The organism is Lysinibacillus sp. FSL R7-0073 (assembly GCF_038009065.1).
Taxonomy (GTDB): domain Bacteria; phylum Bacillota; class Bacilli; order Bacillales_A; family Planococcaceae; genus Lysinibacillus; species Lysinibacillus fusiformis.
On record NZ_JBBPAS010000002.1, the window covers coordinates 87,448 to 109,388 of the forward strand.

At 36.3% G+C, this 21,941-nt stretch carries 16 protein-coding genes; all 16 read right to left on the bottom strand.

The window, feature by feature from the left end:
• Positions 1 to 497 precede the first annotated feature (497 nt).
• A complete protein-coding gene (locus MKY88_RS24400) occupies positions 498 to 2,822 on the bottom strand; it encodes a radical SAM protein (protein ID WP_328204408.1) in 2,325 nt (774 codons plus the stop codon).
• A gap of 24 nt (positions 2,823 to 2,846) precedes the next feature.
• A complete protein-coding gene (locus MKY88_RS24405; RefSeq protein ID WP_025115862.1) occupies positions 2,847 to 3,500 on the bottom strand; it encodes a hypothetical protein in 654 nt (217 codons plus the stop codon).
• Positions 3,501 to 3,520: 20 nt separating this feature from the next.
• Positions 3,521 to 4,867 carry a hypothetical protein gene (locus tag MKY88_RS24410; protein WP_340814883.1) on the bottom strand — a complete coding sequence of 449 codons (1,347 nt, stop codon included), beginning with the start codon at positions 4,865 to 4,867 and terminating at the stop codon, positions 3,521 to 3,523.
• A gap of 16 nt (positions 4,868 to 4,883) precedes the next feature.
• Entirely contained in the window at positions 4,884 to 5,525 is a 642-nt protein-coding gene (locus MKY88_RS24415) for a hypothetical protein (RefSeq protein ID WP_069483474.1), read from the bottom strand.
• Positions 5,526 to 5,622: 97 nt separating this feature from the next.
• Positions 5,623 to 5,916, bottom strand: coding sequence for a BhlA/UviB family holin-like peptide (locus MKY88_RS24420; RefSeq protein ID WP_025115865.1), 294 nt, complete (start codon positions 5,914 to 5,916; stop codon positions 5,623 to 5,625).
• Positions 5,917 to 5,953: 37 nt separating this feature from the next.
• Complete coding sequence (locus MKY88_RS24425; protein ID WP_340814884.1) at positions 5,954 to 7,072, bottom strand: PAS domain-containing protein; 1,119 nt, start codon at positions 7,070 to 7,072, stop codon at positions 5,954 to 5,956.
• 57 nt (positions 7,073 to 7,129) lie between these two features.
• On the bottom strand, positions 7,130 to 8,671 hold the full coding sequence (locus MKY88_RS24430; protein ID WP_340814885.1) for a hypothetical protein: 1,542 nt from the start codon (positions 8,669 to 8,671) through the stop codon (positions 7,130 to 7,132).
• A gap of 92 nt (positions 8,672 to 8,763) precedes the next feature.
• Entirely contained in the window at positions 8,764 to 9,204 is a 441-nt protein-coding gene (locus MKY88_RS24435; RefSeq protein ID WP_340814886.1) for a hypothetical protein, read from the bottom strand.
• 16 nt (positions 9,205 to 9,220) lie between these two features.
• Positions 9,221 to 11,146, bottom strand: coding sequence for a hypothetical protein (locus MKY88_RS24440; RefSeq protein ID WP_193834025.1), 1,926 nt, complete (start codon positions 11,144 to 11,146; stop codon positions 9,221 to 9,223).
• A 2-nt stretch (positions 11,147 to 11,148) separates the two neighbouring features.
• Positions 11,149 to 12,906, bottom strand: a complete 1,758-nt coding sequence (locus MKY88_RS24445; RefSeq protein ID WP_340814887.1) for a hypothetical protein — start codon at positions 12,904 to 12,906, stop codon at positions 11,149 to 11,151.
• Positions 12,906 to 14,711, bottom strand: coding sequence for a hypothetical protein (locus MKY88_RS24450; RefSeq protein WP_340814888.1), 1,806 nt, complete (start codon positions 14,709 to 14,711; stop codon positions 12,906 to 12,908). The genes MKY88_RS24445 and MKY88_RS24450 overlap by 1 nt, the downstream gene beginning before the upstream one ends.
• Positions 14,708 to 19,609: a hypothetical protein gene (locus MKY88_RS24455; protein ID WP_340814889.1), complete on the bottom strand. Its 4,902-nt coding sequence runs from the start codon at positions 19,607 to 19,609 to the stop codon at positions 14,708 to 14,710. Before MKY88_RS24455 ends, MKY88_RS24450 begins: the two co-directional genes overlap by 4 nt.
• A 21-nt stretch (positions 19,610 to 19,630) precedes the next feature.
• A complete protein-coding gene (locus MKY88_RS24460; protein WP_069483482.1) occupies positions 19,631 to 20,422 on the bottom strand; it encodes a hypothetical protein in 792 nt (263 codons plus the stop codon).
• Positions 20,423 to 20,435: 13 nt separating this feature from the next.
• Positions 20,436 to 20,942 (bottom strand): hypothetical protein, encoded by a 507-nt coding sequence (locus tag MKY88_RS24465; RefSeq protein WP_340814890.1) that lies wholly within the window; start codon positions 20,940 to 20,942, stop codon positions 20,436 to 20,438.
• A gap of 2 nt (positions 20,943 to 20,944) precedes the next feature.
• On the bottom strand, positions 20,945 to 21,550 hold the full coding sequence (locus MKY88_RS24470; protein ID WP_069483484.1) for a hypothetical protein: 606 nt from the start codon (positions 21,548 to 21,550) through the stop codon (positions 20,945 to 20,947).
• A gap of 11 nt (positions 21,551 to 21,561) precedes the next feature.
• Positions 21,562 to 21,936, bottom strand: a complete 375-nt coding sequence (locus MKY88_RS24475; RefSeq protein WP_069483485.1) for a hypothetical protein — start codon at positions 21,934 to 21,936, stop codon at positions 21,562 to 21,564.
• Positions 21,937 to 21,941: the final 5 nt, after the last annotated feature.

A 21,941-nucleotide genomic window follows, 5' to 3' on the forward strand; every position in this document is an offset into this window, starting at 1 on the left:
ACAGCCAACATATACGCTGTTACATGTACAAGAGCTGTCATACTTACCACCTGAACGAGACACGCAGTCGCAAGTATAAGATGTCCGCGCGTTACAGTTACAAACAATTCCATCGTTAACAGATACGCAGGTACATCCAGCTGACATCCTGGCATCACACGTACAGTTCGACATGCTATCTAATGCTCTATTGTAATCTCCAATTGACATAGCATTTGGGGACTTTTTAATAGAACCTTGGAATTCTGTATAGTTTGGGATTATCTTTCCTATAGAAGACACGCCGGAGTTTGCTGTTGGAGGAACCTCTTTATTGTGGTCCTGACCGACAGTTGAGGCATACTCTCCTCCGATAGCAGACTTAGGATTCGCACGAACATTATACATACTGTCAAGCATGCCTTTAAGATCTCTAAGGGTGTTAGAAGTTGTATTAGCACCAATAGGTAAGCCACGCTTCTGGACTACCATACGCTCTCTTGTTTGTTTAATGCTGCTCATTCATCTCTCACCTCTTCTAATGAACTTTCGATTGTGTCCATTCTGCTTTCGATGCTAACTAGCTTTTCTAGGATAGCTGTTAAAGCTAGTGAGACAACTTCTTGGAATTCATCTTGAGGTGCCGCTTCGTCTTCATAGTCTTCATAAAACTCTTCTTGCAACTGAGGTTGCTCTGGTCTGTATTGAGCAAGGAAATCATAATCAAGTACTTCGTAATATCCGACGGGAAGATCTCCTTCGTACTTTTGAATATCCACTTCGACAGTCTTATCTAAGATGTTTTCATACTTCTTATGGATTTTCTTTTTCTTGTCAATTCGTACTTCAATCAATAGGTGATCTTCTACTGGCTCTCCAGTTATAAAGCGATACGGACCATTTTGATATTGAGCAAGAGCATTTTCATCAACCTCTTGTTCTTGACCGAATGTATTCTCTTCTGCTTCTTTCATGTACCGTTTCCAGCGCTCTTCCATTGTTTCATTTGCTGGAGGCTCTTCGTCTTCAGCCATGACTTTTGCAATATCAGAAGATACAGCGCCATAGATTTCCTTCACTTCTACGATATCTTCTTTTACTTCTTTTACTGATTCTGTGATAGCTTTACCTACTTCTTCAGCCGCAACCTTTCTTGGACGGCCACGCTTTTTCTTAGGACTCTCTTTCACATCAGGTTCAGGAATGATATCAGCACCTTCAGGAATTTCATCGATATCAATTTTTTCAATCACTTGATCTTCCACAATGCTTCCCTTGTCTTCCTTGTTGTCTTTCAAGATATCACGGATCTCTTGAACTTCGCCAGGAGCTACATCGATACGTTGACCGAATGTATCTTCCATTACCTTATTTGAATCTTCAAAGCTGTAAGGTTGATATGAGCTACGTGAATCACATAAGCAATCTGGGTTGTTTGGATTATTGCCAGGCATTGCATTAGCACGGCTTGCTACGATATCGCATCCACCGATTGCATTGCTGCTTGCTGATTCTCTTGCATTACATAAGCAAGTAGCGTCAGCTAAGATAAGGTCAAGATCATCCTTATGTTCTTGTTCTTTGCTTCCACAACCACACTCGTAAGCGCCGTCTCCACAGCAATCTTCTGTATTGTTTGTGCCAGCATAAGTATCCATATCAACAGCAAACTCACCGCTATTTCTATAGCCAGCCGCTTCAGAAGAAACACCCATTAAGCCTAATCCCTCAACTTCCTTACGAAGCATGTCTTGATATTTCTTGTCTGTGCTTGATAGGTAGCAGTAGTAACCACGTACTTGAGAGAAAATATTTCCGTTCTCAATCCAGTTTACAGCTAAACAGCGGAAACAGTGAACATTTTCACAAGTAGAGGGACAAGATAAGTTTTCTTGAGTATAGTCAACATACATTGTACGAGCTGGCTCATCTAATCCTGTGTACACGTTACCAATTAATGTTTCCTTGTCTGGGTCATGGAAATAAATTTGGTGACATGGATATATCTCGCCATTACAAGTTACTGTTACGAAGTTTTTACCCGCGCCACAAGGAGCACTTGGGCGGATTTGTCTATCCATACAACGGTCCATTGGAGCATACTCATAAACAGGTGATACATCGCCTGTCTCTTTTATTGTCTTTAATATATCTTCAAAGATAAGCTTGTTTTGCTCGTCATATGCAACAACGTCATCTAAGCGCCATTTTTCTTCTATAACTGGTAAGAACCAGATATTTTTAAAGCCCCAATTGTATTTAAAGAAATGGAAACTTTCATATAATGAACCTACAGTCTCTCTGTTAACACAACCATGAATAGATAATCTACGAGGATCATCTGCAAAGATTTCTTTGAAAATAGGAATATTCTTTTCTACTAAATGGAATGAGCCGCCGCCTGTCTTAGTGATACGGTATCTGTTTTGAACTTCTTCTTTACCGTCAACAGAAAGCTGAACAGTTAAGTTAGCAGGATCTCTCCACTTAATAAGCATATTCTTAATTCTATCATTCATTACCGTACAGTTAGTAATGATATTTGATGTAAATGTTACGTTATGTTTTTGACTGAGTTCAACACCGTAACTAAAAATTTCTTCCACAACATCTGGATTTAATAGTGGTTCTCCACCGAAAATCATTGCGTCAAAACGACCTACACCTGATTCAACTGCATTAAGACAAAGAAAATCTAATGTCTTTCTTGCTGTCTCAATAGTCATTACTTTTGTGTTGTGTACCTCAAAGCAGTAAGTACATGCTAAGTTACAGTTTTCTGTAACTAAGATACTTGCTGAAGTTGGTAATACCTTCGGTCTATTAGCGAATATTTGCGCCACTTATTTTCCCCCTCATGCCTGTCTTTAAGTTGTGTATACAATCGAAAAACGGAATTGGCCCGTATAGCTTCCTGTGTTCCCAACGTAGATATTTTTATTATCAGCCCTAACCCATGTCTCTCCTAAGAAGCCATTTGGGTTTGATGTTGGCAACGCGCTAATGCCAATAGGAGATATTCCTAATCCATGCGCAACTATTGCTTCGTTTCCGTTTCCTACAAAGGAGCCGTATCCAAAGCTTACTTTGCCGGCACCCACATCACGGAATTCACCATCAATAAAAATTCTCGTGTTGTCATCACTTGGATTGTACCATATAAAACCATTGTACAGATCTCCGCCTTTTTTGTCCACAACAGGCTGTGAGGTAGAAACAGTTGCGTGATCGATTTTATGGTTCCAATAATCAATCTGCTCGTCTGTCACAAAACGATTCAGGGGGTTCTGTTCAATTACTTCTGGCTGGATAATAATATCAGGTGCCTTGCTTGGATCTTTTAATTCTTCTTTAGTATAATACCGTTCATCATGATGGTGAGTATCGACATTGCCAACTAACTCTAGATTTTCACGAGCTTTAGCGACATCCGTTAAGTCAGCAAGATTGAGTCTGCGATCCAGTCTTTCGTACGAAACGTTCAGCCACTCTTCTCCGTTCCACCATTTTAAAATTGCCATATTCTCTCACCTCTTTAGTCTTATAATGATGCAGCAATATCAGGATGAAGAGCTGCGATTATTGATTTCAGCGTTTCAACAGATTCTTGTAAACTTGAAACTTCTGTCTCGAGGGAAACGACCTGATCCTCAAGTGTTTTAATTTTACCTTCAGCTTTCGTTACCCTTGATCGCAATGCAGTTGATCCGCTCTGTTCTGAAGAAATAGTTTTTTCTAGTACATCGATGTCGCTTTCAGCTGTAGACATTCTTCCTTGTAGCGCAGTTATATTGTTTTCAGCCGTATTCATCTTCCCTTCAAGAATAGGGACTCGGCCAACTACTGAACCAGTACCACCTGTAATAGAAGCTTTCCCATAAAGCTCTTTCAGTTGTTGATACAGTACGTTTAATGCCCAGAAAACAGTATAGTGTCCTTCATTGCCAGGATAATAATCCATTGTGATTTCCCATTGGAAGTCAAAGATTAATTGGTCCTGTTGGCCATACGCATTATTGATATCTGTAATAATTTCATTTTTAGCTCCAGATAGATATTCAACTACGAAAGATTCAATATCGTTTGCTGCATTCAAGGCAATGGATAATTGGCTAGCTAAGTCGCTATCCATATCAGTTAACGTAATCGGATTAGCTATTTTTCGGTAAAGTATTAGCTCAGACTTATCTGCTTTATTTAGCATACCTGAAGCAGCTATCACAGCAGAATCAAGAGCATTCTGTAAGGCTGCGTCTACATCTGTCATAGTAATTGGATCAGCTATTTTTCGAACTAAGTTAAGCTGAGATTTATCAACTTTCTTTGTGTCTAAATCGCCAATCATTGTCTGAACTACTTCTAGCGAGACCCCTCCTCCACTACCACCACCGCCAGATAAGATCTTATCGTAGAGCGTTTTGCTTAAATCGATTTCACTGATCTTCTCTGATTTTGGACGATACTTTACTAATTCAGCTGTGTCGGCCTTGCTAGTAGCAAGATCGGATACGGCTTTATTTACACTCGTGATTTGATGTGATACTTTATCCTTATAGTCAGGACTAATATTGGCTTCATGGATAGTCTCATCTTTTCTGAAGTAGTTAACCATCTCTGTCTTGTCCATTTTTCCTGTCTCTAATGTTACGATACGACCCCTAAGTGCCGTGTCGTCATAAGCAATCACATTGCCTTCTGGATCAGTAACTGTTCCGCCTCCACCCGACTGAATCTTCAAGCGAAGCTCTGGCGTCAAATCGTCTTCTGTAATCTCTACTGATGTTTTTCTAAAATCATAATTAGCTTTTGTTTCATCAAGCTTGCCATTGATTTTATTCAACAGCTCTTTGCTTAATACAGATTCACCTAAGTCGTAAACTTTTGCCATGGCTTATTCTCCTTTCTTATTGGATAACTTCTGATAAATCCATCCAAAGGTCTCCATATTCTTTAGCAATTGGTTCTGTTTCGGAGATGAATAGACGGGGGTATAATGAACCTGCATCGAAGTTTTGAATAAATTTAACAGTAACTTCCGAGCCAGTTTTAACAGGAACCATAGCAAAGCGCTCTTCGTCAATTTCTCTTATTCCTCCACTAACGACAGAACGATGCATAACATCATCCACAATAATTTCAAGCTTGTTTCTGTTTAAAACATACGTTCCTTCTTCTAGGTCAAAGACCATCCATCCGTCAGCAGGATCAATGTAGCCTGTGCGCTCCTCACCCTTAGTGTTTGTATAGCTAAACGTACCGTCCTGGTTGTCTGCATTTGTAATAGTAAACACTTCGTATTTTAAGATTGCGTCTTTCGCGATCTCTAAGGCTCCACTTCCACCAATCATTACTGGGACCCAAGTAGACTCACCGAAAAGCTTAACTGACATTGCTCCAGTTACAGGATCTACGTGAAGGGTTCCATCAGGGATTAAACCCCAGTTCAACTTGTCATTGTTAGTCTCTGTAATAATAAGTGTACGCCCCTGTTCAGTGATTTTCTCACTGACTTTACGTACGCCTCTATTCGTACCTAAGCTTTCCATCGAACATACCTCCAGTGTTATTTGTCCTTCTTAATAAGTATTACTTTTTGAATCATTTATCTACATATAGAAAAAGGCTTAAGTATCGCACTTAAGCCTATTCTTTTATTCTATTTTTAATTGTTGTCTCTAAAGACGAGACCATATATTTCAACTCTTTGACGTCTTGACTTATGACAGATGCATTTGTATCAACACGTTTAGTTGTTTCTTCAATACCTGAGATCGCATCATTTATGTTTTCTACATCTTCAGCGAGTAGCGTATAAAGTTCTCTCTGACTTTTTTCACGTTCCTTATGCTCACTAATAATGTACCAAAAAGCAAACACAAATAAGGCTGGAAAAAGGCCATTCTCTAGAGCAAGAGTTAATAAAGTACTGATATCCATAATTTCAGTTCACGCTCTCTTTCTAAGCAGGGTTAAATTAATATTTATTTTTCTCTAAAATCTTGTGCATATCACTTACAGCCCCTACTACTTTTTCCTGCGCCCCTTGTATTTCAGTCATATCAATCGCGTTAATAACGATGTTACGAATCTTGTCATCTTTACCTACGGAATAGTCTATTGCCATCTGCATATGAACAAATATTTCTTTGAAATTAACTCGAACATTCACTACAGATTTTTTTCGATAAAATAATAAACTATTGATTGTTTTCGCTACAATCTTTTTATCCTTTTCATGTATAAAATCCATAAAGTCTTCTCCAATTACATGGCTAAAATCGAACGAGCTAAACATGTAATCGATTTTCCCTTCAGGACTTAATAATATCGTGCTCTTATGATTATCTGTACCATGTTCTTTTTCTAAAAGTCCTGAAACCTTATGCATGTTGATTCCTACTACTTGGTATTCTTTTATTAAACCTCTATCGTCAAAAGCAGCAGAGATAGTCCATGCAATCCATTTAGGGTTTTCCTCATTCAAGATACGAGGCGTGTCGTAAATCAAATTGGAAGAGGTAGTTGAAGGATTTAATAGAGCAATACTTCTCTTTAGTTCTTCCGAATTTAGTCCAGATCTTTCAACAAAGTCAAAAATATCTTTTCCTAACATGTCCTTGTAATGATAGTTAAAAGTATTTGCGAATGTATTATTGGCAAAAGTAATTGTCCCACATGGCTTAAATCGATAGGTGAAGATTGATTCATCATTAACCAAGGACATATAGAGTTTATTTTTGGTTGCAAGCTTCAGAGTCTGTTTATTTAACTCATGAAGAACCGTATTAACATCCTCGATAATTTCACCTAACTCGTCTTTCTTAGTAAAATTATAAATGTTACGTTTACATACGAATCCATTGCCCTTGATCTCTTTTATTTCTTCATTAAAATGACTAATACGAAAAAGTACAAAATACTCCATGATTCCAATAGTGAGAATCAAATAGACCAGACCAATGAAGATTACGTATGGATCAACTCCTAAGATCTTTGGGAGATGACCAATTGCTTCATTGACACTCCTAAAGCTAACTGTACCCGCTACAATCATTAAGATAAATGTAGCATAAATCTTTTTTCTTAGCTTCAATGGTCACGCCTCCTATAAGATAAAGCAATGGGTGAGTATTAATCTCACCCATTACTATTATGCATATTTCACTAAGCGGAAGTTCCAAGAAACCATTGAAGCTACCTCAAGGACAACTTCCTCACCTGTATAAGATTCCCATACTCCATGACTAGTTGGAGCTGTCCCTTCAGTTCCTACAAATGGAACTAATGTAGGCTCAGTTGGGGATGCGTCACTTCCTAGAGAATATAAGAATACATTCTGAACTTCACCGACTAAATCTTTCATTAAATCAATTGCATTGCCTGAGGAACTCCATTTGGAATCATCAGCTAGCTCATAAGTTGCTACGCCAACAGGAAGTTTAAAATCAAATGTCCATAAAATTTCTCTTTTTTCTGGTGGTTCTGGTTCGCCAGTCCCAGGATTTTCATGGGATTTCTCCAATATTGCTACTTTCTGTTCAAGTGTAGAAAGACGATCTTGCAAATTTGGAACAACTCCGTTTAGTAAAGATTGAACAAGATCTGTTAAGCTGCTTATTTCCCCTCTTAATGTTGAAGAGCTATCTTTTAATGAGTTGATCTGAATGATCGCTTCATTAATTGCTGCCACGATTGTCGCCTTGTCTTGAGTAGCTAATGAAGACAGTGACCCTATGATAGCATTAATTTGATCAATAGCAGCATTCAATTCAGTCATCGTACTTTGCAAAATAGTTACATCATGGTCGATAACTTTTATTTGTCCATCAACTGCTGTACCCTTCACTTCTAAATTGTTAATGGAATTCAGCAAGTTAGAAATGGATGTAGAATTGCTATCAGACACAGAAAATACTTCGTTAATTGCAGATACCAGATCTGATTTATTTGTAGTAGATAGTGTAGTCAAGGTACCGATTATAGCAATAATTTCTGATAGGTCAACCTCTCCTGATCCACCGCCTATTGCTGAAATCAGGGTCTTTAATTCATTAATTGCTCCAACGATGGACGTTTTTTCAGCAGTTGTTAAAGAATCCAAAGATCCAACTTTAGCCTGTAACTCTGAAACAGTTGTTAAATCAATATTGGTTAAACTGCTTTTGATGTCGTTAATGTCGGTTTCCATGCCATTAATATTGTTAAGAATACTATCAACATCTATAACTGCTAAGGCATTGAACACTTCATTAATGGCTGCAACAATTGTTGTTTTATCAGTAGTCTCTAATGCTTCTAAGTCTCCAATCCGTTTGTCATTTGGGCTAATAATAATTTCTCCACCAGCTCCACCACCTATTGTCTGGTACTCAATTCCATTCCAATAGAACATTATTGAACTTTGTTTATCTACATAAATCTTTGTATCAATTCCGATTGAAGGAAACTTATCAAATGATTCAAATAATAGAACACTATTGAACGGGATAAGATCTAGTCCATTACCATTTCCTCTGAAGAACTCATGTGTATCTGTAGTAAAGATTAAAGCATCACGATTAGCCGATTTTGGTAATTTTTCTTTTGCAGCATATTTAACAACAGCGTCGAACACATGAGAAACAGTTGAATTAATGCCCGGCTTAAGGATGTAATTTGGCTTATTGTCGTCCGTAAACTTGATTACCGTCATTATTTTCACTCCTTTTTTTATTCTAAAAGCTTTATTACTTCAATATAAAGACAAACACACAGGCTACTATCAAAGCTTGTGTGTGTAATTAATTAAGATAAAGGATGCAGTTCGAAATACATTTTCTTTAAATCATTTTCCTTTAAATCTTTATCTCTAATGTCAATTTCTAACCGAATATCTATGAAATTGTTTTTGTTTTCGTAGGAGTTCTCATCCCCATCATTTGATCGGCCAATGATAGTCTCCCCAATCACAACAACAGCACTATTATCTTTAACCGTTACTGGAAGCTCAAGTGATTGATTTACAATCACCTTACATAAACGAAGAAGTGCGTTATCTTCAAATGAGTCAAACCTAAAAGATAAAACGGGACTAATGATATCTTCCGCATCTTTTACACCCCATCTATTGTTCCATGCCTGCATATTAATAACAATTTTCTCATCTTTTCTAAAAGTACCTGCATGATGCTCTTTTTTTTCTGAATAAACATCATTTTCTTTAATAAACCATGAAATCTTACTCATGCCCCTCACCTATTCGTTAAATACCGAATTTAACGCCTTTCACTAAGATTGTTGCAGTTGTGTCCACGACAGATTCATGGAGTATTAGAACAATGTCATTTCCACTTTCCTGTAATGTATAATCTAAGTCTTTAATTAGAATATTGGTATTACCCATATTAAGCTTAAACACGAAGAATAAATCCGTCAGTTTTAAGTCGTCTAAATTAATAATGGCTTCACATGGGTATGCATTCTCAAACGATTCTCTCATTGTGTTAGAGACAATGGCTGAATCAATCTTGTCTTTATTAATCACGTCTTTTTTTGTAACAAACTCGCTCATTTTAGATAATTCTTTTTGAACTACTTCTCCCGCTGACTCAAGGTGAAACAAGCGATCATCCACCTCATTCATGGATAATTCTAGATAATTAGTAAATTCATTTACTTGATCAATTATATCTTTAATTGAACCATATGAATTCTCTATTACTTTTGAAATATGATCATAACTGTAAACGTTCTTTGTGACTCTGCTAACTACCTCGGTTCCTTCTTCAAGCTCATAAACAAATTTGAAATGGGTAGCAAGACCTGACAATAACATATCGCCATTTACATCTGCTTCAATATAGTCCAGATCTCTGTAAACTTTTTGCCCTTTATAAAAAACTTCAAGTTGATATTCTCCAGCATCGTAAGGAACTGCAGATTCATACAACAGGTCTGTTGAAGAGCCTACATAAGCTATATTTTCTTTTGCAAACGTAGCTGATCGCTGATACGATTTGTTTGCATTAGCTTCGTCTGTATTATGGGTAACTCGAACCTCTACATAAGCAGGCTTGTCTAGTGGATCTTTTAACTTAAAGCCTATTCCATTATTTATGTCTTCCGTGTCTTTAATGATCTCATCATATTGATCGCTCATTAACGAAGCATTATCAATAATAATTTCAATCTGATTAAGTCCAGGAATGTAATGATATTTTAGATCACCTTCCGCATCAAATTTGAATGTTTGTAAATCAGAAGGGAAATCACTACTATCCGGCGTAAAAATCTTAATTTCTTTTTGAACACCTGTACTTGGACCATTCACTTTTACCCAACCTAGTACTCCATCTTGATAAATATACGAATATATATTGCCATTGATGTAATCAATATAAACGTCATATATTTTTGGCATATCTGGAATTACAAAAAATATTCTTCTATACTCCGTCCCATTTAAGAATAAGTTATTGTCGCTATCTACATAAATTGGACGCTCTTCTCGCTCATTATAGTGAACTTTAATTTCTATCTCTGTGTTAATAGAAATCTCCAATGTTCCAATAATAATGTACTCCTTGTAATCAATGAGATCAGCATGGGACATAGATGGAGACATGGTTCCAGTTACTACAACAGCTCCACTATTTTTATTGATAATGACCGTATCCATTCTATTTCTTGCATAAAGATATTTAGCGTTAATCTCGCGACCGGCCCACATTCCAGCATCAAATGTGACCACCTCATTTTCAATCTTTACAGCCTTGATATTAGTTCCTGCTGCAGTACTTGTGAATGTTAATTCTTTTGTAGGATACAGAAAATCGTACTGTCCAGTTGTGAAGTAGCCACTAAAGTGGGTCGAGTAAGGACGACTTGGAAGGGAGGCTTGTCCTAATGCATTTACCTTTAGTCCCTTCGCTTCTCTCTCAACTGGTTCAAACCGTTTTACTCTATATTCACCACCAGGAAACAATACTTCTTCGCCTGTCGTATCGATATATCTCCCTGGGGTGATCTGTATCTTACTATTATCAACGACGACGATATCCATTCCTTCAATGATTCCCCTGCCGCCCACAGACAGTGCTTCTGATCTTAAACGTTGCTCTAGGAATTCGAAGTTATCTTGAATATTTTCACCACGAATGCTGTTCTTAAAATTAATCGGTTTCAGCATAATTAAGCCTCCTGTTCTTTATAAACTAAGATATAATGCTCACCCGAAACAATATGCCTTTCAACTGCATTTCGAATGTAGGATTCAAATTCTTGCAGCCTCTTCGGTAACTCTATGACCATTGTTCCACCTCTTCGATAAGGTCTACCCTTTACATGACCAACATCAAATAAGTTGTAATTGCCCTCTGATTTTTCTGGGAGTCCACCACCAGGGACTCGAACATCATGAGATTTAATAGAGGATTTTTTCCTTAGTTCAAAAACTAATATTACGTAACCATCGCTCTCGTTTAGATGGTCAAGACGTTTAATCGTAAAAATATTCTCTTTGAGCACAATGCAGTAAGTTGCAAATGTATCCGGAATTCTCAAGACCGTTTTTTCAGTAATATTTGTCTCTAAAGATGTGCTTTTGAATTCATCAATATGAATATAGTCACCTTTAGAAGTAGCCTTAATAGAAAATTTTAGCGGGGTCTCTAATCTATTCACAGCGTTTTCTGTGTAAAGGATAACAGTCCGTCTAGTAGTATAGTAAGAACGTTGTCCTGTTGATTTTTCGGGGTCCTTTTCACCACCAATTTTCTCAAAGAAAATTTCATTGCTTGTACCGATTCCCTTTAAAGAAACCTTATCGTCTTGAACAATTTTAATATTCACTATAGTTACTGTATCACCATCATGAAGACGTGAACCCAGCAACTCGTCAATTAGGTATTGTTCATGATTTCTCCCGAAAATCGATTCTCTTCTAGGAATGTAATCAACTGGATTGTCAGTAATCCAACCTGAAATCCATTTTGTGCGAGAGTAGCCTTGCGTGTAAACGTAGTTTAGGATTTCATATATGAGTTTGTAGTTTTTTTCAGCGTTCAACACAGCGCTTTTGTGAGAAACAAATAGGAATCCCTTGTCTTTCTTATGAAGAATTGCTACTGGTACATCATACAAATAAACGTTTTCTATATATTCAAAGTCAGGAAAGGCCTTTTGGATTTCGTTCTCGTTGATACACGAGTCGAGCTTGATATCTTTAAAGCGATTTTCCCCATAAATTGTATTACCGATCAAAGTAAAATCATTACTAAATTCATAATAACTTTCTGCAACACCTAGAGCATTTGAATCGCCAATACACAACCATATATTCGTGTGATCATCAAGAATCTCATTGAAGTCGATAATTTCTTCTGAGTCCCAATAAGTCTTTGTGTTGTTAGACTCAATAAAGACAAGGTCACACTCTTCAATAGACAAGTTCGTTAAAGATTCAATCTTAATGTCCCCACTATTCACCTTAAAATTAGATGTGATTAAGTTTTTACGATAGGCATCGCCGAAGATCTTAATTAGACTCTCAGCATAAACTCTATCTTTTTCGATAACACCTACTTTAATGTCAACTGGACGATTGGATTCATAGAAGAAATGCTTCTTAACAGAGACTCTAAAATCGAATAGTTCAGGGGAAAACTCAACTGCCTCTGCAGGGAAGAATGCATATCCGCTCTCTGTTCGCATCATATCAGGAGCTACTGAGACTAAATTTTTGTTTTTATCAAAAAGATACGGATCTGGCCTGTCAAAACCTTCATACGGATAAACACTCTCCAATCGCTCAACAGCAGATTTATGATTCACGTTTATGACTTTGTATTCCTTTTGAATATTGTTTGCATCAATGTATGCCAGTTGAATATCACCGAGGGAGAGCTCATTCTCCCCTATGATTTTATGCTGTGCTGGATAAATAATCATTAGATTCCCTCCCTCAAGATGATGTATTGACTTGTGTTTGGGTTGATATTCGTACTATGATATTGGCTGGAAGTTCCTAAGAATTCGCCTTCATTGTAGTCATATATCAAATACGCCTTCTCGTCAGATATGCTGACATCCACTTCATACATATTGATTTCCTTATTGAAGTTTACACAGTAGCTACTATCTTTAAGATAATCAACGATAAACAACGTATAGTCCTCTAATATGTTTTCATCAATATTGATAATATGATTATCTTTGTCGATCTCGTAAAAGTTTGGGTGAATTAAGGTGTTCTTCTGAGCGAAGCTATCCACATCATTAATTCCTTTATCAATCTTGTAAATGTTCTCCCAATTTATCTTCCCTTTGATTCCATAGACTATAATGCTACCAATATCTTTTCTGAAAATATTTTTTAAAACAAAATCTTCACCAGGATAGAAATATTCTCTCTCCCAGTTCGTAAATACATATTGAGGGACTCCGTTTACTCTTGTCTCCCTGAAACTGCTAGATAAATCTAGGGGTATTTCTTCTTCATTAACGCAAAGCACAGGGCTCTTGATAGAGGAAGGTATAAATGTTTTATAAGTCTCTTGAAGAATAATGTTTACATCTTGATCTTCAAGATTCACAACACTCAATTCAGATACAGTTGCATCCAAATTTCTAAAGACACGAATTCTTTCCTCGTCTTTGTCTGCTTCAATATTTATAATGCTTACAGCTGAGCCATTCTGTGTGATTTTGACTGTCATTGCAAAAACGTCAAATTCATAATTCAGCTCTGAACCAATTAACACACTACCTGCGCTCAACGAATATTTTTTTATACTTGTCTCAAATAAGGCGTGTTTTGCATATACCCCTTCCGTTTCAGGGATACCATGTATGGTTGCCTTCCAAGTTACCTTTTTCACGCGGTCCAAAAGTATGTCAAAGTAGCTGCCAGTTGAATTCTTATTGATTTCACCTGTAGAGACATAAGCACTCTTTTTATCCTCTTTAATTGCAATGTTTTTGATAATGCAACCTCTGCTCTTAAACTTAAGCGTCACGTAATCATCTTTCTCTAAAATGAAAGAAAGACTTTTACTCAATAGGTTTTTTTTCTGATCATCGAACCTTTCATCGCTAGACAAGAATACAACTGGTTCAACGTATCCATCCTCTACCATATAATCAAGGAAATACTGCCCGGCCATCAGGAAGATATCATGTTGTTCGACTTCACAATCTTTCTTACAGTTTTCTATTTTAATTTGATCTTTGGTAAACTCAATTCGCCCACCGTTTGTATTTTCGATATTTGTAATCCAGACATCTGGAGAATTGTTGTTAGCAGAAATGTACTTCAACCTGTTCCCCGCATTAGAGTACACATATAAATTGTAACGAGAAAAGTTAGAGGGTGCTACGAATCTGCCAAGCAGCTCATTTTCATGAAATACTTCAAACACATTTCCTTTTTTGACAAACCTTAAAATACTACCTTCTTTTATTGGAGAATAGTTGCAAGATTGAAATACAAGACGCTCTTCTTTATCGTATTGCTTTCGGTAAACAGAGAAATTGTTATTTCCTAGCTTAATTAAATATAAATCTTCACCTTGTCTATTCCCTGTGTTATTTGTTTTCTCAAACATGAATCCGAAACCCGCAGAGAAATAATCAATCTCTGCAGTAATTTCTACGTCACCATTGATTACGTAATTTAGCTTTACGATGTCCTTTTCGTAAAAATAAATTCCCTGATCATACTGAATTCTCGATTGATAATCGAACACAGGTCTCATCGAATCACCTCTAATTCATATCCGTTAATTTTGATAGCTGCTGATTCTTTCTCAAGATTAATCTTGAATTGAAAAAGCTCATAGTCATCGAATACAAGATAATTCATCACATTGCCTTCTGAATCGAGCTGAAGCCTTTTCCAATCAGTTGTCACGCTTTCAATGTTGTTCTGTTTTATTCCTCTTACATAAACAGAAACACCTTCAGTCATGTCTTCTACAAGAACTCGTTTGAACTGGAAATTATTACTGAAACCCACATCGTAAATCTTAGTGATCATGTCTCCATACGGATAGGTTCTAACACGGATATTGCTTAAGCCTTCTTTGTATTCTCCAAACAGAGAGATGTTTTCAATAACCTTATGAGGTGGAATTTCTACAACGACTTTCACAAAACGCTTTATCTTTGGACCGTCGATTTTAATAACGTTGTCTTTTCGAGCTATACCAACTGTGCTGAATCCTTCTTTTTCGTTAGAAGAAGTAAGAACTGTAATAGAGAAGTCCTTCATCACATCTAAACACATTTCATTTATCTTTACGTACAGATTACCTAAATTAGACAGCTTGTCGATTTCAAAGACCTTTGTATAGTAGAGCCCTGTTTTATTGGTCGTCTTAATATAAGAATCCTTAACAACTGTAACGTTTGAATGGAAGCCTTTATCCCAACCTTCATTGATTTCTCCAAGCTTCGTTAGTCCCCACTCCAAGTCAGTTGAAGTGATAATGTAACCTTCTTCATCAATTTCTGTTCTGTTGAATGTATTATAGTTTTTATCAAAAAGGAGCCTTTGCTTGTACTTTTCTTCAATTTCTTCTGGTATATCGAAGAATATCTTGTTTAGCGTTTTCTTATGAATTTTCTTCAAGTCGTTACTTACGTTCCCGATCATAATGTCATCAATTATTCCTTCTCCTTTTACAATAAGGAAATATCGATCATTTGGATTCACTTCTTTAAAACGATACACTCTGAAACCATCTTCTTTTGACATCTCTATAATTTCATCACAATAAATATTTTTATTGAATGTACGACCATTCTGCTTAGCAATAAAGCACTCTAGCTTATCATCCGCATAAAGGGAAATCATAGCACTACTAAACAGTGCTTGTGTAATTTCCATTGTTGCATAGCTTTCATCGGTATATCCTTTGATGTAAAGACCTTTTCCATTAAAACCGCTCTCTGTAAAATAGATATCTGAATTAAACAGTCGCCAGATATTATAAGAGTCACATGCTGTAATTGCATTAAGTGTGCTTTCTCCAGCCTCTTTGTCTTGAATTCTGTATTTAAATACCTTCCGTAAATCTTTGGAAAGCATATTGGAGCTCGTTACATGGTTGACTGAAGCTTGACTAAGAATCAAGTCCCCGTTGATTTTTTCTACCTCATGAAAATCTATATTAGCCATACCGCCAACTTCTTTTTTGACTGAGGACACAAAGTAATACCATTCTTTGTTTCCTGAATAGAAGTATCCTGGTTTAACCAAGACATCATCATCAATGATTTTTTGAGTTAATATAATAACTCCTTTGTCTAATGAAGCATTAATTTTAGGGTTTGAACTACTGATTGATAAGTAATTAGCTTCACTGATAATTAATTTTTCTTCTTTAGATAATGATGTATTTTCGTAAATACCTTGATAAGTAATTGTACCCTCTAAGGCGAGAGTATCGACTGTGTATCCAACAATCTTATATAACACATCAGTATTTATTACCTTAATGAATTTTGGATCATTGTATTCGTATTGAACACTAAACACCATGCCTGATAAGGTTAGATCTTTCCAGTAAATAATACCTTCATCATGAAGAATATCGTAGAAATCTTTGCTGATCGTTTTTCCGTTAATATCTTTAATAGAAACAATTGATGCAATGTTTGAATAGTAAAGCTTGTTAAAGCCGTCATTCTTCACATAGTAGCTTTCTAGTCCCGACATCTTTTTCTCGTGAACCACTTCATAATCTTTATCTGGTTTTACAATAAACTCCGCAATTTCACATTCTTTATCTTCAATTTTAATAATGGGCGGTAGCTCCATATAGTTCGTTAAAACAAAGTTCCTGCTGATTGATAGCTCGCTTGTTGAAAATTGGCTTGCCAGTATTTTTTTATCAGCGATAATTTTTACTTTCTTGAAACCAACTGAATAGACATTATCCGTTCCTTCAAACATAATATCTATTCCTTCATTTTCAATACCTTTATCCAGACGTAAAATCACCATTCTATTGTTATCTAGCTGGGGATAGAAATTATTGATTAGTGAAATATTACGAATTTCTTTGGAAACCATTCTTTCCATCTCATACATCACATACTCATTAATATTCTTAGGCATAAAGTAAATGGATTCGAAGCTCTCACAGCTTGTACCAATGATCTCCTTATTGTTTGTTTCATCAGTGACAAATACGCAGGATAGATCATTTGGCAAATTTTTAACCATAATAAGGTTGCTTCTGCTGTCTAAGCTACTTCTCAAGATTCTTACGCTCTGCTCTTTATCTGCACTTTTCACAATAAACTTTTTAAAGAACTTACTCAGATAAATGCTTTCTTGATTTTTGGCCAGAATACTGCTGACAGACTTACGCTCATTAAGCTTCAGCATGTTGCCTTTAATCCATAGCCCTGTAATGCTTTCTCCTGGTGCAAGTCGAATATATTTTCCCTCTGTATTTTTGAAAGTCATCGTTACAACCGTTGGACGGCTGTCTTCAATCGCTTCTATAGTAGAAGAGTCAATCTCCATATAGACTTCTTCTGATGTTTCGTTTGAGTAAATCGTATCAGTCTTGTAATCGTAAATGACCTCGCCTGTTGTAAGGTTTGTGATTTCAGCAATACAATTACTTTTGATTTTGACAGAGGCATTTTGCCCTGCCGTGAAGACACTTGTCTCGTATTTAACCTGAGCAAGTGTAGAACCAATATAAACATACTTAATAATTGGAGAAAATCCAGTATATGTTTTAGGTTTTATCGTTAAATATCGAGAGGAACCGTTCGACCTTGGAATAGCAATTCCTTGTGATGTTACAATTAAAGATCCACTGCTTAACCCCACCTCGATGTCGTATCTAGAATATTTAATAGCCTTAATTGTCGCTCTTCCAGAGTTATGGATTTTTTTGAATGTAATCTTTACTTCAGTTGGTTTATCAAATCTATATGACTCTTGTTTTGTCCCATTTGAGATACTAACCGTTTTCTTACCGTCAATAATCTTTTCGATTGTCATGTTGCCTTCCTCGATAAGATACGTCAACTCGGAAAAGATGCCTTCTATAACAAAAGTGCCGTCATTTTCAGTGCCTTCCCAAGCATTATTGACTTCTTTGAACCCAGATGCTGTAACATATTCAAGATCTGTTGTGATATCTGTTAACTCACAACTTACTTCGTATTTTACATATTTGTTTTCAATTTCTGAGACGTCGATTGAAAGCTCACCAGGAATAGCGGCATCAGCTAATGTGATGCCACCAAGTACGTTTTTCATATTCTTGCTTTCGTAAAAATGATTACTCAAATCACCGTAAAAAGCACTTCTGTCTGACTCAATATAAGAGCCGTTTTTAGTAAAACCATCCTTTTCAACAGCATAATTAAAAGACTCATTTTTATCTTTGTAGTTGATAAACTCTATTCCCATACGACTGTACGCGTTTTTTGGGTAAAGTGTAATTTTATACTCATCCCCATCCGTCAGGACTCCACCTTCAACGACTGTATATTTCTTGTCGTATCTATCAATGACCACATCGTCTAATTTAAGATTGAATTCACCAGTCTGCTTAGAATAAGACTCGATATATACATTCTGTGTGAGTTCCTTTGCATCTTCCGCTATTACCTTATATTCAACACTGATTGGGGATAATTCGTCTTTATATTTCGTTAGATTCAAAGGAATATCAACTGAAGTGCGATTGTCTTTAATGTAACTTTGAACCTTTACACTCGACTTCTTATAAACATCAATCTCTACATCCGTAGCTTCTGCATTTTGCAGTTCACTTAGAAGCGTTGTTGCAAGATCAGCTTTTTGTCCAGTACCGTTTTGTTTAATATGGATGGATTCATCCCATTTATTATCACCATAAATAAGGTCCTTGAAAGAATGATCCCATAAGCTTTGGTCCCAAACCTTAGCACGGTAAACATCTTTATCAACAGCAATGATTTCATCGCTGACGGACCCTCCTGTGCCAGAAGCTTTATGAATGTTTTTGTTATTGAGAATGGAAATGTCGATATCGAACGGTGTGATTTCAGCTAGGTTTGATATATCATTGACGATAGCGTTTTTTATCCCTTGCCTTGTACTGTTCGGAATGTTCTTATAGACAGCGAATACACGTCTAAGTAAGTCAGCATTACGCTCTCCTTTGAACCTTTCAATTCCAGAAAACAAAGCAAACTCGTCAATAGTGTTCCACACTTCATAAACATGTAACGGCGACTCATACTTCATGTCTTTCAAGACATATTTGATCTTTCCTACATCCAAGTTATAGCTAATGAAGATTTTACCGTCTTCAAAGAAAGCATAGTTTGACGAATTGTCAATGAACTCTGCGTAGTCTGTTGTAAGCTTAAGATTGGGCTCTGTTATCGACAGTGTCTCTACGTCCACTTTACCAATATTCACATATCTTAAATAATCAAGTATAGAAGCTTCAATGCCTATATAATTATAGGCGAAGAAGCTTTTTCTCAATTCCTCTATTGCTACTTCTACATCTAACGATTCGTCTGTGAATGATCGGAGATACAAGGCTCCTGTAGACTTTCTTTTTCGTTTACGAATATCCATCCATTTTGGAAAATTTCGTAATGCCAATTCAAATGCTTGTTCTGCTTTCAAAGAGTGCCCCTCCCTTCCCTCTTATTCATTCCATACGATTTCTTCAAGCAGATATTTATCTTCTAAATTTTGTAAAATCTCGATTTCATCTTGCTCTTTGCCGTCAATAAATACCTGTAGCAAATTGAAGTAATCTACATAGTCCTCGTTTACACCAATTTTGTTGATTAGGCCTAGTAACATGTATTTATCAGGTGGAATGTTATTTACATACTCTTTTATCTGCTTTTCAAGTGAACGCTTAATACTCCCAGGGTCACCATTATCTGCTATCTCCAGAGCTATGTTTAGTATAACGGGCTTAGGCCCAGGTATTGTGTACTCTACATATAAAGAAGGAGAAGACACTCTTTCCATTACGTCAATACATTCACTAATCGCATTTTCAATCACTTCAGGATTGTCGTAAGTTTTTGGGATGATGTACACTGTCCCCGTGCCGCTACCATGAGTCTTAGGAATGTATTCAACATAGGATGCGTATGTTCTGTTTAGTAGAGCTGTATTAATAGCTTTTTCGTTGCTTGATTCAGCACTGTATTTCCAATTCATTAATCTATATAAATATTGAACATCACTTTCTTCTACTTCTCTAGGAGTAGATAAAAGATAACCCAGGTCATCCAAACTTTGATCAGTTAATTTTGTATACAAATGAGGCATCTTACTATTTTCGATTTCTTTATATAGTTCGTTCATTACATCGGAAACAGCAAGTGAATAAAGATCCATCACTGAGTTTTCTGTAATTTTATGTTCTGAATAATACAAGAAGCGGCTTTTGATTCTTGCATGTATGTCATTAATATTCATTCTCTCTCACCACCTAGATATAGAATTTAAAAATCTGTACTTTATTTTCGTAGATGTAAATTGACACATTATGAAAATAAAGGTTTCCTGCTCCATTTTGAGGGACTGCCTTTACTTTAGGATTTTCTAGTATACTTTGAACAACATTCATAACAGTTTCTTTTATATTATTTAAATTAGATATAGAATGAATGTCTTTATGCTTATAAAGCTTTAATAAAGATCCCAGACCCGGTTTATTTACAAGCTCCCCGAGCTCAGTGATTAAAGCAATTCTGATAAGCTGTATTTTCTCTTCTACATCCCTTATTACTTTTGCATTCTTTGATAAATCACTGTCTTTCATAACATCAAATGATAACTTCAAACCTTTATTTGCTATCGGGACTTTTCCATTTAATACATGAAAACTAATGTCAAGCCCTGGTACTTCTGATATTCGGTATGTTAGCTCTAACTGTCTGCTTCTTGTTTTCTTCTCTAAAACCAAATCCCCCGAGTTGCTTACCTTAAAATCCATATCTATTCCCCGCCTTCTGCGAATTCATTGAATTTATTTGCAGCTTTTTCAATATCGACCATGTCATTGAATTCTTTCTCGATGTCAGTATTAATAGATAGGCTCTTTGGTACATCAGCTACATTTAATTCTGGAGAGAACATAGCAAATCGAGCTGGCCTGCGAATCATCACGTACTTCCCTAAGTCAGGCTCCCAAGATTTTGTTAGAACTGTTGTTTCTAATGACAATCCAGTGACCAGTTTTTGCTCATTGTTTTGGACCATTTTTAAATCCGTATATTCATAAAGCATGTTATTGAGTTTATGGTTATTTATAATAATCTCGTCGGCTGTAATTTTTTTAGTATTTGTTACAGTAATACTCTGAGTGGAGACATCTGTTGAAGCTCCGCCTTTACTTAACTTACTTTGAGCAAGCTTGCTAGCAACAGTGTTAATGTCACCATTATCTCTCAAAATGAATGATGCTTTGGTTTTCGCGTGCACGATACCTTTTTCCTTGCCTCGAGTTAAGTTCTTTACCCTTTCCTTAATTCGTTGCAAAAGTGGCTTAAACTTATCCCCGTACTCTTGTTTTACTAAAACTTGATTATCCCTTTTTGACATATACTCACCTCTTAAAAGATATATCCCCCAGATGTTTCTCCGCTCATATTGTCACTGTATATATCACTTTCAATTGTATTTTTACTTGTATTACTAGCAGCAGAGCTAAACTTTGGTTCACCAATGATTACCGGCTCCCCAGCTGTAATATTGATGATGACGTAATTATCTTTTTCTGGAAACCAATCAATGAGTCCACCACTGTTGATTTGTACTGGGACATTACGCTTTGTCGTCATCCTACCTTTCTTGTCTCTGTATCGGATTTTGCATGTACTGTTTGGTTCATTTATATCAAGTACCAAAGCAATTTCTTGAAATGCCATCTCTCCACTTTCTACAGTAGGAAAGACAACATTATTTCTAATAGAGTCTTTAATGTTCATATTGA

Bases quoted from the DNA above. Each gene is read 5' to 3' on its own strand.
- MKY88_RS24405 (WP_025115862.1), bottom strand. From the start codon at position 3,500: ATGGCAATTTTAAAATGGTGGAACGGAGAAGAGTGGCTGAACGTTTCG.
- MKY88_RS24410 (WP_340814883.1), bottom strand. From the start codon at position 4,867: ATGGCAAAAGTTTACGACTTAGGTGAATCTGTATTAAGCAAAGAGCTG.
- MKY88_RS24415 (WP_069483474.1), bottom strand. From the start codon at position 5,525: ATGGAAAGCTTAGGTACGAATAGAGGCGTACGTAAAGTCAGTGAGAAA.
- MKY88_RS24420 (WP_025115865.1), bottom strand. From the start codon at position 5,916: ATGGATATCAGTACTTTATTAACTCTTGCTCTAGAGAATGGCCTTTTT.
- MKY88_RS24430 (WP_340814885.1), bottom strand. From the start codon at position 8,671: ATGACGGTAATCAAGTTTACGGACGACAATAAGCCAAATTACATCCTT.
- MKY88_RS24435 (WP_340814886.1), bottom strand. From the start codon at position 9,204: ATGAGTAAGATTTCATGGTTTATTAAAGAAAATGATGTTTATTCAGAA.
- MKY88_RS24440 (WP_193834025.1), bottom strand. From the start codon at position 11,146: ATGCTGAAACCGATTAATTTTAAGAACAGCATTCGTGGTGAAAATATT.
- MKY88_RS24445 (WP_340814887.1), bottom strand. From the start codon at position 12,906: ATGATTATTTATCCAGCACAGCATAAAATCATAGGGGAGAATGAGCTC.
- MKY88_RS24450 (WP_340814888.1), bottom strand. From the start codon at position 14,711: ATGAGACCTGTGTTCGATTATCAATCGAGAATTCAGTATGATCAGGGA.
- MKY88_RS24460 (WP_069483482.1), bottom strand. From the start codon at position 20,422: ATGAATATTAATGACATACATGCAAGAATCAAAAGCCGCTTCTTGTAT.
- MKY88_RS24465 (WP_340814890.1), bottom strand. From the start codon at position 20,942: ATGGATTTTAAGGTAAGCAACTCGGGGGATTTGGTTTTAGAGAAGAAA.
- MKY88_RS24470 (WP_069483484.1), bottom strand. From the start codon at position 21,550: ATGTCAAAAAGGGATAATCAAGTTTTAGTAAAACAAGAGTACGGGGAT.
- MKY88_RS24475 (WP_069483485.1), bottom strand. From the start codon at position 21,936: ATGAACATTAAAGACTCTATTAGAAATAATGTTGTCTTTCCTACTGTA.